This window comes from Streptomyces sp. SKN60, from assembly GCF_026236535.1.
Taxonomy (GTDB): Bacteria; Actinomycetota; Actinomycetes; order Streptomycetales; family Streptomycetaceae; genus Streptomyces.
The window spans coordinates 1-14,786 of sequence record NZ_JAHTMW010000008.1; the positions used below are offsets into that span (position 1 = coordinate 1).

Consider the following 14,786-nt stretch of genomic DNA (forward strand, 5'->3'; position numbering starts at 1 on the left):
GTGATCTGTCGCAGAAGGTCACGGTGGACGTGGCCGGCGAGATGCTGGAGCTGAAGAACACCGTCAACACGATGGTGGACCAGCTCTCGGCGTTCGGTTCCGAGGTGACCCGGGTGGCCCGGGAGGTCGGTGTCGAGGGCCGGCTCGGCGGTCAGGCGCAGGTGCAGGGCGCGGCCGGGACGTGGAAGGACCTGACGGACTCGGTGAACACCGCGTTCCGCAACCTGACCGGCCAGGTGCGGGACATCGCGCAGGTGACCACGGCGGTGGCCAATGGTGATCTGTCGCAGAAGGTCACGGTGGACGTGGCCGGCGAGATGCTGGAGCTGAAGAACACCGTCAACACGATGGTGTCGCAGCTGTCGTCGTTCGCCGACCAGGTGACGCGGATGGCGCGGGACGTGGGCACCGAGGGCCGGCTGGGCGGTCAGGCGCGGGTGGACGGCGTGTCGGGGCGCTGGCGGGAGCTCACCGACTCGGTGAACTTCATGGCCGGCAACCTGACCTCGCAGGTGCGGCAGATCGCCCAGGTGACGACGGCGGTGGCCCGGGGTGATCTGTCGCAGAAGATCGACGTGGACGCGCGCGGCGAGATCCTGGAGCTCAAGAACACCATCAACACGATGGTCGACCAGCTGTCCGCGTTCGCGGACCAGGTGACCCGGGTGGCGCGCGAGGTGGGCACCGACGGGCGGCTCGGCGGGCAGGCCGTGGTGCCGGGCGTCGCCGGTGTGTGGCGGGACCTGACGGATTCGGTGAACGGCATGGCCGGGAACCTGACGGCGCAGGTGCGCAACATCGCGCAGGTCGCGACGGCGGTGGCCCGGGGTGATCTGTCGCAGAAGATCGACGTGGACGCGCGCGGCGAGATCCTGGAGCTGAAGAACACCCTCAACACGATGGTGGACCAGCTCTCGGCGTTCGCGGAGCAGGTGACGCGGGTGGCCCGTGAGGTGGGAACCGACGGCATCCTGGGCGGTCAGGCCGAGGTGCAGGGGGTCTCCGGCACCTGGAAGGACCTCACCCAGTCGGTGAACATGATGGCGAACAACCTGACCTTCCAGGTCCGGAACATCGCCGAGGTCACCACGGCGGTCGCGAAGGGCGATCTGTCCAAGAAGATCACCGTCGACGCCAAGGGCGAGATCCTGGAGCTGGTGACGACCGTCAACACGATGGTGGACCAGCTGTCGAACTTCGCCGACGAGGTGACCCGGGTGGCCCGCGAGGTGGGCACCGAGGGCATCCTCGGCGGCCAGGCCCGGGTGCGCGGGGTGACCGGCATCTGGAAGGACCTCAGCGACAACGTCAACCTGATGGCCAACAACCTGACCAGTCAGGTGCGCAACATCTCCCGGGTGTCCGCGGCGGTCGCCAACGGCGACCTGACGAAGAAGGTCACGGTCGAGGCGCGCGGCGAGGTCGCCGAGCTCGCCGACACCGTGAACACGATGGTGACGACGCTGTCCTCGTTCGCCGACGAGGTGACGAGGGTGGCCCGTGAGGTGGGCACCGATGGCATCCTCGGCGGCCAGGCCCGGGTGCCGGGCGTCTCGGGCACCTGGAAGGACCTCACCGAGTCGGTGAACTCGATGGCCGACAACCTCACCGGTCAGGTGCGGCAGATCGCCGCGGTCGCCACCGCCTTCGCCAAGGGCGACCTCACCAAGAAGATCGACATCGACGCGCGCGGCGAGATCCTGGAGCTGAAGAACACCCTCAACACCATGGTCGACCAGCTGTCGAACTTCGCCGAGGAGGTCACCCGGGTGGCCCGCGAGGTGGGCACCGACGGACAGCTCGGCGGCCAGGCCCGGGTCCGGGACGTGGAGGGCACCTGGAGCGACCTGACGGAGTCCGTGAACGAGATGGCCGGGAACCTCACCCGGCAGGTGCGCGCCATCGCGGCCGTCGCCACCGCGGTGACCCGCGGCGACCTCAACGTCAAGATCGACGGTGTGGACGCGGCCGGTGAGATCCAGGCGCTCCAGGACAACATCAACACCATGATCGCGAACCTGCGCGACACCACCCTCGCCAACGACGAGCAGGACTGGCTGAAGAGCAACCTGGCCCGCATCTCCGGTCTGATGCAGGGCCGCCGCGACCTGGAGGACGTGGCCTCGCTCATCATGAGCGAGCTGACGCCGGTCGTCTCGGCCCAGCACGGCGCCTTCTTCGTGGCCATGCCGACCGGTTCCGCGCACGGCGAGGCCGAACCCGTGGGGGAGGGCGAGGGCGCGTACGAGCTGCGGATGCGCGGCAGTTACGGCTACTCCGCAGGCTCCATGCCGACCTCGTTCCGGCCGGGCGAGACGCTCATCGGGACGGCCGCCGAGGAGAAGCGGACCATCCAGGTCAACGTGCCGCCGGGCTATCTGAAGATCTCGTCCGGTCTGGGCGAGGCCGCCCCGGCCCATGTGATCGTGCTGCCCGTGCTGTTCGAGGGCCGGGTCCTCGGCGTGATCGAGCTGGCGTCCTTCCAGCCCTTCACCCAGATCCAGCGGGACTTCCTCAACCAGATCGCCGAGCTGATCGCGACCACCGTCAACACCATCAGCGTCAACACCCGCACCGAGGTGCTGCTGCAGCAGTCGCAGGAGCTCACCGAGCAGCTGCGGGAGCGGTCGGCGGAGCTGGAGCACCGGCAGAAGGAGCTGCAGAACTCCAACGCGGAGCTGGAGGACAAGGCCGAACTCCTGGCCCGGCAGAACCGGGACATCGAGGTGAAGAACACCGAGATCGAGGAGGCCCGGCAGGTCCTGGAGGAGCGCGCCGAACAGCTCGCGGTCTCCATGCGCTACAAGTCGGAGTTCCTCGCGAACATGTCGCACGAGCTGCGCACCCCGCTCAACTCGCTGCTGATCCTGGCCAAGCTGCTCGCCGACAACGCGGACACGAACCTGACGCCCAAGCAGGTCGAGTTCGCCGAGACCATCCACGGCGCCGGCTCCGACCTGCTCCAGCTGATCAACGACATCCTCGACCTGTCGAAGGTCGAGGCGGGCAAGATGGACGTCTCGCCGACCCGGATCGCCCTCGTGCAGCTGGTCGACTACGTGGAGGCCACCTTCCGGCCGCTCACCGCCGAGAAGGGCCTCGACTTCTCCGTACGGGTCTCCCCGGAGCTGCCCGCGACCCTGCACACCGACGAGCAGCGGCTGCTTCAGGTACTGCGCAACCTCCTGTCGAACGCGGTGAAGTTCACCGACACCGGGGCCGTGGAGCTGGTGATCCGGCCGGCCGGGGCGGACGTGCCGCAGTCGATCCGGGAGCAGCTCCTGGAGGCGGGCACGCTGCACGACCCGGAGGCCGACATGATCGCGTTCTCCGTGACGGACACCGGCATCGGGATCGCCGCCGGCAAGATGCGGGTGATCTTCGAGGCGTTCAAGCAGGCCGACGGCACGACCAGCCGGAAGTACGGCGGTACGGGCCTTGGCCTGTCGATCAGCCGGGAGATCGCGCGGCTGCTCGGCGGCGAGATCTACGCGGCGAGCGAGCCGGGCCGCGGCTCGACCTTCACGCTCTACCTGCCGCTGAGCCCGGTCGCGCCGGCGACGGCGCACGGGGCGGACGCGCAGGACCCGGACGAGCGTCCCGGGGCCGGCGACGAGCTGGGCGAGGGGTTCGTGCACTTCGCGCCCGCACCGGTGCACACCGAGGCCCGCTCGGGGGCCGGCGCGCTGTTCCGGCACCGCCGCAAGACGGCCGAGCAGTGGCCGCAACTCCCGGGCCAGTCGCCCAAGGGTGAGCAGCCGGCCGTCGAGGAGGAGCGGCCGGAGGCCGCGCCGCGCCCGGTGTATACGTTCGCGGGTGAGAAGGTGCTGATCGTCGACGACGACATCCGCAATGTGTTCGCCCTGACCAGCGTCCTGGAGCAGCACGGGCTCGCCGTGCTCTACGCGGAGAACGGGCGCGAGGGCATCGAGGTCCTGGAGCAGCACGAGGACGTCTCGGTGGTCCTGATGGACATCATGATGCCGGAGATGGACGGTTACGCCACGACCACCGCGATCCGGCGGATGCCGCAGTTCGCGGGGCTGCCGATCATCGCGCTGACCGCCAAGGCGATGAAGGGCGACCGGGAGAAGGCCATCGAGTCCGGGGCCTCGGACTACGTGACCAAGCCGGTCGACCCGGACTATCTGCTGTCGGTGATGGAGCAGTGGATGCGCGGGGAGGGACGCTAGGAAAGGTCCTGGAGAGGTGCTCCGGCGGCGGCCCCGCGGCCGGAGCCGGGGCACCCCTCCGCGGCCGGCCCTCGCCAACCGGGTGTGAGAGCCCGCCGGACGGGGAACCTTCTGGTCTCCCGCCGCGTTCGACGTACGGGCACGGCTTGCGTGTTCTGTGACAATGCGGTGACAGGGTGTGGCGACGGGTGGGGTGCGGCTACGATGACCGGCACAAGGACGGACGGCGCATGGGAGTCGTCTTCTGGGGCGGCGCCCGGTGCTTCCCCCGGCACGCAGAGCCGGAGCGAGCCAGTGCCGGGGCGAGGAGGACGGGGCATGGTGCAGAAGGCCAAGATCCTCCTGGTCGATGACCGGCCGGAGAATCTGCTGGCGCTGGAGGCCATTCTCTCCGCGCTCGATCAGACACTGGTGCGGGCATCGTCCGGGGAGGAAGCGCTCAAGGCGCTGCTGACCGACGACTTCGCGGTCATCCTGCTGGACGTCCAGATGCCCGGCATGGACGGATTCGAGACCGCCGCGCACATCAAGCGGCGCGAGCGGACCCGGGACATCCCGATCATCTTCCTCACCGCCATCAACCACGGCCCCCACCACACCTTCCGGGGGTACGCGGCGGGCGCGGTCGACTACATCTCCAAGCCGTTCGACCCGTGGGTGCTGCGCGCCAAGGTCTCCGTCTTCGTCGAGCTGTACATGAAGAACTGCCAGCTCCGCGAGCAGGCCGCGCTGCTCCGCCTCCAGCTGGAGGGCGGCGCGGGCCAGCCCAAGGAGTCCCCGGGGCTGCTCGCCGAGCTCTCCGCCCGGCTCGCCGCCGTCGAGGAGCAGGCCGAGGCGCTGTCCAAGCAGCTCGACGACGACTCCGCCGACGCCGCGGCCGTCGCCACCGCCGCGCACCTGGAGCGCAAGCTGACCGGACTGCGCCGCGCGCTCGACGCGCTCGAGCCCGGCACCGGCGGCGCGCCCTCCCTGCCGGCGCAGAACTGACACACGCTCACCGGAGCGGGCCGGAGCGGGCCGGAACCGACGCCCGCCGTGAGCGGGCGTCAGTTTCACGCCCCGGCAAGGGCGACACGAACGGGTGAGCGCGGACAGCGCTGTTTCCCCGGCGGGTTGCGCAGGTAACCTCAGCACCATGGCCTCACGTACGTCCGGCAAGGGTTCCCAGGGCACGGCGGGCACCGCGAAACCACGGGCCGCCGGCCGTACGAGCGGTGCTGGCGGTGCCGCGAAGAAGACGACGGCCGCCAAGTCGCCCGCCAAGCCCCCCGCGAAGAAGGCTCCGGCCAGGAAGTCCGCGCCCGCCAAGCGCGCGCCCGCGCGCAAGACGGCGGCGAAGAAGCCCGCGGCTCGCCCGGCACCGTCCCCCACCGGGGGCGTCTACCGGCTGGCGCGCGGCCTCTGGCTCGGACTCGCGCACGCCGTCGGGGCGATGTTCCGGGGGATAGGGCGGGGCGCCAAGGGCCTCGACCCGGCCCACCGCAAGGACGGCCTCGCGCTGCTGCTGCTCGGCGTCGCCCTGATCGTCGCCGCCGGCACCTGGTCGAATCTGCGCGGCCCGGTCGGCGACCTGGTCGAGATGCTGGTCACCGGCGCCTTCGGCCGGCTCGACCTGCTCGTCCCGCTGCTCGTCGGCGCCATCGCCGTACGCCTGATCCTCTACCCGGAGAAGCCGGAGGCCAACGGCCGGATCGTGATCGGCCTGTCCGCGCTCGTCATCGGCGTGCTCGGACAGGTGCACATCGCCTGCGGCTCGCCCGGCCGCGGCGACGGCACCGACGCCATGCAGGACGCCGGCGGGCTCATCGGCTGGGCCGCCTCCAAGCCGCTGATCTTCATGATGGGCGAGGTCCTCGCGGTGCCGCTCCTGGTGCTGCTCACCGTCTTCGGACTGCTCGTCGTCACCGCCACCCCCGTCAACGCCATCCCGCAGCGGCTGCGCGCGCTCGGCGCCCGGCTCGGCCTGGTCGAGCCCGAGTACGGGCCCGAGGAGGCCGCCGGGGCGCAGGACTACGACGACGAGTGGCGCGAGGACGCGCCCCGCACCGCCCGGCCCGTGCGCCGGCGCGCGCCCGGCGCGGGCCCGGACTACGACCCCGACCGGGCCGAGGCCGCCGCCCTGGAGCGGCGCGGCCGGCGGAGCCGTACCACCCCGTCCGCGTCCTCCTTCGACACCACCGGACTCGACCCGGTCGACGTGGCCGCCGCCGCGGCCGCCGCGCTCGACGGCGCCGTCCTCAACGGCATGCCGCCGTCCCCGCTGGTCGCCGACCTCACCCGGGACGTCACCGCCGAGCGGGCCGCCGCCGTGGCCGCCGCGGCCGCCGACGCGCAGCCCGAGGCCCCGGAGACGGCGCCCGTCCCCACCGCCCGCGGCGCCGCCCGCGACCGGTCCGGCGGCGGGGTGCCCGACCTCACCAAGCCGGCGCCCGAGCCGACCGACCTGCCGCCGCGCGCCGAACAGCTCCAGCTCTCCGGCGACATCACGTACTCGCTGCCCTCCATGGACCTCCTGGAGCGCGGCGGCCCCGGCAAGACCCGCAGCGCCGCCAACGACGCCATCGTCGAGTCGCTCACCAACGTCTTCGCCGAGTTCAAGGTCGACGCGGCCGTCACCGGCTTCACCCGCGGCCCGACGGTCACCCGGTACGAGGTCGAGCTCGGCCCGGCCGTCAAGGTCGAGAAGATCACCGCGCTCACCAAGAACATCGCGTACGCCGTGGCCAGCCCCGACGTGCGGATCATCTCCCCGATCCCCGGCAAGTCCGCGGTCGGCATCGAGATCCCCAACACCGACCGCGAGATGGTCAACCTCGGCGACGTGCTGCGCCTCGCCGAGGCCGCCGAGGACGACCACCCGATGCTGGTGGCGCTCGGCAAGGACGTCGAGGGCGGCTATGTGATGGCCAACCTGGCGAAGATGCCGCACATCCTGGTGGCCGGCGCGACCGGCTCCGGCAAGTCGTCCTGCATCAACTGCCTGATCACCTCGGTGATGATAAGAGCGACCCCGGAGGACGTCCGGATGGTGCTCGTCGACCCCAAGCGGGTCGAGCTCACCGCCTACGAGGGCATCCCGCACCTGATCACCCCGATCATCACCAACCCCAAGCGGGCCGCCGAGGCCCTGCAGTGGGTGGTGCGCGAGATGGACCTGCGCTACGACGACCTGGCCGCCTTCGGCTTCCGGCACATCGACGACTTCAACCAGGCCATCCGGGACGGCAAGGTCCAGCTGCCGCCGGGCAGTGAGCGCGAGCTCAAGACCTACCCGTACCTCCTGGTGATCGTCGACGAGCTCGCCGACCTGATGATGGTCGCGCCGAGGGACGTCGAGGACGCGATCGTGCGCATCACCCAGCTGGCCCGCGCGGCCGGCATCCACCTGGTGCTCGCCACCCAGCGGCCCTCGGTGGACGTCGTCACCGGTCTGATCAAGGCGAACGTGCCGTCCCGGCTCGCCTTCGCCACCTCCTCGCTCGCCGACAGCCGGGTCATCCTCGACCAGCCCGGCGCCGAGAAGCTGATCGGCAAGGGCGACGGCCTGTTCCTGCCGATGGGCGCGAACAAGCCGGTCCGCATGCAGGGCGCCTTCGTCACCGAGCACGAGGTCGCCACCGTCGTCCAGCACTGCAAGGACCAGATGGCGCCGGTCTTCCGGGACGACGTCACCGTCGGCACCAAGCAGAAGAAGGAGATCGACGAGGAGATCGGCGACGACCTCGACGTGCTGTGCCAGGCCGCGGAACTGGTCGTCTCCACCCAGTTCGGCTCCACCTCGATGCTCCAGCGCAAGCTGCGCGTCGGCTTCGCCAAGGCCGGCCGGCTGATGGACCTGATGGAGTCGCGCAGCATCGTCGGCCCGAGCGAGGGCTCCAAGGCCCGCGACGTGCTGGTCAAGCCGGACGAGCTGGACGAGGTGCTGGACCGGATCCGCGGCGGGGAGTAGGGACCCCGGCCGGCCAGGCCCGTCCGGACGAACCCGCCCGAGCAGGCCCGTCCGGGCGGCGCACCGGGATCGAGACCTGGCCGAGACTCACTCGTAAGGGAAAGTGGGCAACCGTTTCCCTTGGGCGTACGTCAAGTTGGAGGGAGGGACAGGACCCTGTCCCAGCCTCATGGCGTACAAACGACGCCCGCCCGGTTGCCCCACCCTTTCGTACCACCCATAGACTGAACATCCAGCAGGTGGCTACACGCTCGAAAGGCGCTCTCGTGTCCATCGGCAACTCCCCCGAATCCCCCGAGGACGACCGGAACTTCCCGGCAGATGACCGGGATTCGATCGGTCGTGCCCTTCAGCAGGCCCGTGTCGCCGCCGGTCTCACCGTCGAAGAGGTCAGCGCCTCCACCCGCGTGCGCGTCCCGATCGTGCACGCGATCGAGGAGGACGACTTCTCGCGCTGCGGCGGCGACGTCTACGCCCGCGGGCACATCCGCACGCTCGCGCGCGCCGTGGGGCTCGATCCGGCATCGCTGATCGAGCAGTACGACGCCGAGCACGGCGGCCGCCCGTCGCCCACCCCGGCCGCCCCGCTGTTCGAGGCGGAGCGGATCCGCCCCGAGCCCCGCCGGCCCAACTGGACCGCCGCCATGGTCGCGGCGATCGTCGCCGTCGTCGGGTTCGTCGGCTTCACGATGTTCAACGGGAACGACGGCGCCGGCCAGGCCGGTGCGGCGGCGGAGGGCCCGGCCCCCGCGACCAAGACCACCGCCCCGGCCAAGCCCAAGCCGGTCAAGCCCAAGCCCGTGCCCTCCGAGTCCGCCATCGCGGCGGCCCCGCTGGACAAGGTCACCGTCAAGCTGACCGCGACCGACGACAAGAGCTGGATCTCCGCGAAGGCCCACGACGGCAAGCTGCTCTTCGACGGGCTGCTCCTCGCGGGCGAGTCCAAGACCTTCCAGGACGACGAGCGGATCGACCTCATCCTCGGCAACGCCGGGCCGATCGAGCTGTACGTCAACGGCAAGAAGGTCGAGGACACCTTCGAGTCCGGTCAGGTCGAGCGCCTGTCGTACACCAAGGGCGACCCGCAGGCCGGCTGACCCCCGGCCGGCCCCGCCCGGCCCGGTCTTCCGCCGGCCTCCGCCACCGTGTGTGACGGCCGTCGCGCAGGTGAACCCTGCGCGACGGAGGTACGGCCGGGACGAAGTAGTCTTGAGTCCATGCCCGAACGCCGTACCGTCGCCCTTGTCACTCTTGGCTGCGCCCGTAACGAGGTGGACTCGGAGGAGCTCGCAGGCCGCTTGGCAGCGGACGGCTGGGAGCTCGTTGAGAACGCCGAGGACGCGGACGTCGCCGTCGTCAACACCTGCGGCTTCGTCGAAGCCGCCAAGAAGGACTCCGTCGACGCCCTCCTCGAAGCCAATGATCTGAAGGACCACGGCAAGACCCAGGCCGTCGTCGCCGTCGGCTGCATGGCCGAGCGCTACGGCAAGGAGCTCGCCGACGCGCTGCCCGAGGCCGACGGAGTGCTCGGCTTCGACGACTACGCGGACATCTCCAGCCGCCTCCAGACCATCCTCAGCGGCGGCAGCGTCGAGGCGCACGCCCCGCGCGACCGGCGCAAGCTGCTGCCGCTGTCCCCGGTCGAGCGCCAGCAGGCCGCCGCCTCCGTGGCCCTGCCCGGACACGGCGACGGCGCCGAGGCGCCCGCGGCCGCCGAGGAGACGCCCGCCGACCTGACGGATCTCCCCGAGGGCCTCGCGCCCGCCTCCGGCCCCCGCGCACCGCTGCGCCGCCGCCTGGACACCAGCCCGGTCGCCTCCGTGAAGCTGGCCTCCGGCTGCGACCGCCGCTGCTCCTTCTGCGCCATCCCGTCCTTCCGCGGCTCCTTCGTCTCGCGCCGTCCCTCGGACGTGCTGAACGAGACCCGCTGGCTGGCCGAGCAGGGCGTCAAGGAGGTCATGCTGGTCTCCGAGAACAACACCTCCTACGGCAAGGACCTGGGCGACATCCGCCTCCTGGAGAGCCTGCTGCCGGAGCTCGCCGCCGTCGACGGCATCGAGCGGGTCCGGGTCAGCTACCTCCAGCCCGCCGAGATGCGCCCCGGCCTGATCGACGTGCTGACCTCGACCGACAAGGTCGTCCCGTACTTCGACCTGTCCTTCCAGCACAGCGCGCCGGACGTGCTGCGGGCGATGCGCCGCTTCGGCGACACCGACCGCTTCCTGGAGCTGCTCGACACCATCCGCTCCAAGGCGCCGCTGGCCGGTGCCCGGTCCAACTTCATCGTCGGCTTCCCCGGCGAGACCGAGGCGGACTTCAAGGAGCTGGAACGCTTCGTCACGCACGCCCGGCTCGACGCCATCGGCGTCTTCGGCTACTCCGACGAGGACGGCACCGAGGCCGCCGGTTACGAGCACAAGCTCGCCCAGGAGGTCGTCGACGAGCGGCTCGCCCACCTGTCCCGGCTCGCCGAGGAGCTCACCGCCCAGCGCGCGGAGGAGCGGATCGGCGAGACCCTGGAAGTACTGGTCGAATCCTTCGACGAGGAGGACGGCTGGATCGGCCGCGCGGCGCACCAGGCGCCGGAGACGGACGGCCAGGTGATCCTCACCATGGACTCGGCCGACGACGCCGACCTGGCCCCGGGACGTATGGTCAGGGCCGAGGTCGTCGCCACCGAGGGCGTCGACCTGGTGGCGGAGTACTGCAGTGTTCTGGGGAGCGACCCCCAGACCCCCGGAGCCGAGGAGGCGGGCAGATGACCGGAGTCCCGGCATCCGCGACGGGCGGGACCGGTAGCAGGCCGGCGCCCCGCGGCAAGCTGGGGGCTGCGGCCGTCAACCAGGCCAGTCTCTGGAACATCGCCAACATCCTCACCATGATCCGCCTGGTGCTCGTGCCCGGCTTCGTGGTGCTGCTCTTCCAGGACGGCGGCCACGACCCGGCCTGGCGTGCCTGGGCCTGGGCGGCGTTCGCGGTGGCCATGATCACCGACGTCTTCGACGGGCACCTGGCCCGTACGTACAACCTGGTCACCGACTTCGGGAAGATCGCCGACCCGATCGCCGACAAGGCGATCATGGCGGCCGGACTGATCTCGCTGTCCTATCTCGGCGACCTGCCGTGGTGGGTGACGGCGGTGATCCTCGCCCGCGAGCTCGGCATCACCCTGATGCGCTTCTGGGTGATCCGGCACGGGGTCATCCCGGCCAGCCGCGGCGGGAAGATGAAGACCCTCGCGCAGGGCACGGCGGTCGGGATGTACGTGCTCGCGCTCGTCGGTCCACTCGCCACCCTGCGCTGGTGGGTGATGGCGATCGCCGTCGTGCTGACGGTCGTCACCGGTCTGGATTACGTGCGCCAGGCGGTGGTCCTGCGCCGCAAGGGGCTCGCCGCGGAGCGGGCCGCGAAGGCCGCCGAGGCGGCCGGGACGACGGGCGCGGGGGTCGAGTCACGATGAACGGCGCCGCCCGGGTGCTCGAGCTGCTCGCGCTGCGTGGTCACACGCTGGCCGTCGCCGAGTCCCTCACGGGCGGTCTGGTGGCCGCGGAGCTCACCGGGGTCCCCGGGGCCTCGAAGTCCTTCCGCGGCTCCGTCACGGCCTACGCCACGCCCCTGAAGGAGCAGCTCCTCGGGGTGGACGGCACCCTTCTGGCGGAGCGCGGGGCGGTCGACCCCGAGGTCGCGCTGCAGATGGCGGCCGGGGTGCGGGCCCGGCTCGGCGCCGACTGGGGCATCGCCACGACCGGCGTCGCGGGTCCCGAACCGCAGGACGGACAGCCGGTGGGGACCGTGTACGTGGCCGTCGCCGGGCCCGTGCGCGAGGCAGCGGGGGCCGCCCGGGCGGGCAAGGTGGCCGCGTTGCGCTTGAACGGCGACCGAGCGGAAATCCGTAGAGAGAGTGTACGGAGCGTGCTCGAATTGCTGTGGGAACTGCTCCGCGACGAACACTCGGAAAATGCGCGGGCACAGGATACGGAACAGAACGGGGGAGATTGATGTTTGCAGCCATGAGTGAACACGACATCGCTCCCCGCACGGCCGCGGCGCGAGGCGGTACGGTGGGGCGTGAAGGATGCGGCTACGCGGTCCGAGGAGGGAGCCACCGATGATTCTGCTCCGTCGCCTGTTGGGTGACGTGCTGCGTCGGCAGCGCCAGCGCCAGGGCCGTACTCTGCGCGAAGTCTCCTCGTCCGCCCGAGTCTCACTCGGCTATCTCTCCGAGGTGGAGCGGGGGCAGAAGGAGGCTTCCTCCGAGCTGCTCTCCGCGATCTGCGACGCGCTGGACGTACGGATGTCCGAGCTCATGCGTGAAGTGAGCGACGAGCTGTCGCTGGCCGAACTGGCCGAGTCGGCAGCGGCGAGCGAACCGGTGCCGGCGCCGGTACGGCCGATGCTCAATTCGGTGTCGGTGACGTCGGTGGCCGGTGTGTCCACCGAGCGGGTGACCATCAAGGCGCCCGCCGAAGCGGTCGACGTCGTCGCGGCCTGAGCCGAGCGGCAGCACGCAAGCGAAGTTGGGGTGAGCCCCGGTCGGTCCCTGGAAGGGGCGCCGGCCGGGGCTTTCCCGTACCCGTGCGTACGCTCCGCGTACGCGTGAGTGCTTCTCTGGATGCGGGCGCGGCCCGGTCGGGTGAGACTGGGCCGGGGCCGCGCGGGCGGCCTCCGCAGCGACCGGAAGGAATCCGGGCCATGGCGATACGCGAGCCGTGCGCCGGGTCTGCCTCCTGTGCGCCCTCCCGCCGGGTGATCCTGCGGGACTAGCGTCGACCGGAGGAGGCGGCCATGGTACGGCGACGGGTTCCGCTGGTGACGCTCATGCTGGCCGCGGCAGGACTGGTGGCCGGTGGGCTCTGGTGGTGGGCGATGGTGCGCCTGCTGCTGGTGCCGGGGGAGACGGGACCGGTCGAGGGGGCGGTGGCCGCGGGCGGCTGGGGGCTGAGCCTGTTGCCGGTGCACGTGGCCGCCTCGTCACGGCGCCGCGCGGGTGCGCGGGCGCGGCTCACCAGGGCATCGCGACGCCGCCGTTGGGGCGCAGGATCTGACCCGTCGTGAACGACGAGGCGTCGCAGGCCAGATGGAGCACCGCGTGGGCGATGTCGGCCGGCTCGCCGACCCGGCCCAGCGGGGACACCCGGACCATCGCCGCCTCGGCCTGCTCCTGGGCGGCCGGTTCGTGGCGGTCCGTCATCGGGGTGCGCACCCAGCCCGGAGCGACCGCGTTCACCCGCACGCCGTGCCGGCCCACCTCGGCCGCCAGGGTCTTGGTCAGCTGCACCACGGCCGCCTTGGCGACGCTGTAGCAGAGCAGCCCCGGGCTCGCCGTGTCCATGGCGCCCGAGGCCATGGTGACGATCGAACCCGGCACGCCGTGCTCGATCATCGAGCGGGCCGCCTCCTGGCAGGCGTACAGCACCCCCTTGAAGTTCACCGAGAGGATCCGGTCGAGGTCCTCGTCGCGGGTCTCCAGGACGCTGCTGGTGTGCATGATCCCGGCGACCGCCGCCATCATGTGCAGCGGGCCCGCGGCGCGTACGGCGGCGGCGAGGGCGGCCCGGTCGGCGACGTCGAGCGGGTGGAGGTGCGCGGTGCCGCCCCGGCGGGCGATGAGCGCCGCCGTCTCCTTCAGGCCGGGCTCGTCGCGGTCCGCGCAGTGCACGCTCGCCCCCGCCTCGGCGAGGAGCACGGCGGTCGCGCGGCCGATGCCGCTCGCCGCGCCGGTGACGAACGCGGTGCGGCCGGTGAGGTCGTACGCCGTGCGCGCGCTGAGGGTCATGTCCGGACCGTACGACCAGATCTGACGGGTCGTCAATTGGTGCGGGGGTGCTTGTTGCCGTCCGGGCCGCGCTGGCAGCCCGGGCACCAGTAGGTGACGCGGTCGCCCAGCTCCGCGCGCCGCACCGGGCCGCCGCAGCGGGGGCAGGGGCGGCCCTCCCGGCCGTACACGTACAGGCGCTCCCCGGTCCGGCCGGTCGTGGTGGTGCGGCGGTCCGGGCGGTCCTTGTTCGCCTCCAGGAGCCGGTGCGCCGTCGCGACGAGCCGCTCGGGCACGCCCTCGGCGAGCTCACCGACCGGCAGCCACGGGGTGACGCCGGCCAGGAAGGCCAGCTCCGACTTGTAGACATTGCCGATCCCCGCGAGATTGCGCTGGTCGAGCAGGGCCTCGCCGAGGGTGCGGGCCGGGTCGGCGGACAGCCGGCGCACCGCCTCCGCCGGGTCCCAGTCCGGGCCGAGCAGATCCGGGCCGAGATGGCCGACCGCCTTCGACTCCTCCGCCGTGCGGATCAGCTCCAGGACCGGCAGCCGGTAGCCGTACGCGGTGAACTCGGCATTGCCGAGGATCGCCCGGATCTGGTGGGCCGGGCCGCCGCGCGGGCGCTCCCCGGTCGGGAAGATCCGCCAGGCGCCGTCCATCCGCAGATGGGAGTGGAGGGTCAGGCCGCCCTCGATCCGGGCGAGCAGATGCTTGCCGCGCGGAGTGACGTCGAGGACCCGGCGACCGGTGAGGTCGGCGGTGGCGAACCGGGGTACGCGCAGGTCGGAGCGGGTCAGCACCCGGCCGGCGAGCGCCTCGTCGAGCCGGCGGGCCGCGAACCAGACGCTGTCTCCTTCGGGCATGCGCCCATCATGCCGCGCCCGGGGCG

At 71.6% G+C, this 14,786-nt stretch carries 11 protein-coding genes; 9 read left to right on the top strand and 2 right to left on the bottom strand.

Going from position 1 to position 14,786, the window contains the following annotated elements; all coding sequences use genetic code 11:
* The 9 genes from KV205_RS14895 to KV205_RS14935 all read left to right on the top strand — a co-directional run.
* Nucleotides 1-4,193: HAMP domain-containing protein (locus tag KV205_RS14895; RefSeq protein ID WP_265864828.1), on the top strand; the 4,193-nt coding region annotated here is incomplete at its 5' end.
* Nucleotides 4,194-4,511: 318 nt separating this feature from the next.
* Nucleotides 4,512-5,180, top strand: coding sequence for a two-component system response regulator (locus KV205_RS14900; RefSeq protein WP_265864829.1), 669 nt, complete (start codon nucleotides 4,512-4,514; stop codon nucleotides 5,178-5,180).
* Between the two features lie 148 nt (nucleotides 5,181-5,328).
* The gene (locus KV205_RS14905; RefSeq protein ID WP_265864830.1) at nucleotides 5,329-8,142 is read left to right on the top strand and encodes a DNA translocase FtsK; all 2,814 of its coding nucleotides are present in this window, start codon (nucleotides 5,329-5,331) and stop codon (nucleotides 8,140-8,142) included.
* Between the two features lie 266 nt (nucleotides 8,143-8,408).
* Nucleotides 8,409-9,239 (top strand): helix-turn-helix domain-containing protein, encoded by an 831-nt coding sequence (locus tag KV205_RS14910; RefSeq protein WP_265864831.1) that lies wholly within the window; start codon nucleotides 8,409-8,411, stop codon nucleotides 9,237-9,239.
* Between the two features lie 120 nt (nucleotides 9,240-9,359).
* Nucleotides 9,360-10,904: a 30S ribosomal protein S12 methylthiotransferase RimO gene (rimO, locus tag KV205_RS14915; RefSeq protein WP_265864832.1), complete on the top strand. Its 1,545-nt coding sequence runs from the start codon at nucleotides 9,360-9,362 to the stop codon at nucleotides 10,902-10,904.
* Complete coding sequence (gene pgsA / locus KV205_RS14920) at nucleotides 10,901-11,602, top strand: CDP-diacylglycerol--glycerol-3-phosphate 3-phosphatidyltransferase (RefSeq protein WP_265864833.1); 702 nt, start codon at nucleotides 10,901-10,903, stop codon at nucleotides 11,600-11,602. Before rimO ends, pgsA begins: the two co-directional genes overlap by 4 nt.
* A complete protein-coding gene (locus tag KV205_RS14925) occupies nucleotides 11,599-12,141 on the top strand; it encodes a CinA family protein (protein ID WP_265864834.1) in 543 nt (180 codons plus the stop codon). Before pgsA ends, KV205_RS14925 begins: the two co-directional genes overlap by 4 nt.
* A gap of 109 nt (nucleotides 12,142-12,250) precedes the next feature.
* Nucleotides 12,251-12,634 carry a helix-turn-helix domain-containing protein gene (locus KV205_RS14930; protein WP_265864835.1) on the top strand — a complete coding sequence of 128 codons (384 nt, stop codon included), beginning with the start codon at nucleotides 12,251-12,253 and terminating at the stop codon, nucleotides 12,632-12,634.
* A 293-nt stretch (nucleotides 12,635-12,927) separates the two neighbouring features.
* Nucleotides 12,928-13,197, top strand: a complete 270-nt coding sequence (locus KV205_RS14935; RefSeq protein ID WP_265864836.1) for a hypothetical protein — start codon at nucleotides 12,928-12,930, stop codon at nucleotides 13,195-13,197.
* Here KV205_RS14935 and KV205_RS14940 read toward each other — a convergent pair.
* Together KV205_RS14940 and KV205_RS14945 are read right to left on the bottom strand one after the other, a co-directional pair.
* A complete protein-coding gene (locus KV205_RS14940) occupies nucleotides 13,145-13,918 on the bottom strand; it encodes an SDR family NAD(P)-dependent oxidoreductase (RefSeq protein ID WP_265864837.1) in 774 nt (257 codons plus the stop codon). The genes KV205_RS14935 and KV205_RS14940 overlap by 53 nt on opposite strands.
* Nucleotides 13,919-13,950: 32 nt before the next feature.
* Complete coding sequence (locus KV205_RS14945) at nucleotides 13,951-14,760, bottom strand: DNA-formamidopyrimidine glycosylase family protein (protein WP_265864838.1); 810 nt, start codon at nucleotides 14,758-14,760, stop codon at nucleotides 13,951-13,953.
* Nucleotides 14,761-14,786 lie beyond the last annotated feature (26 nt).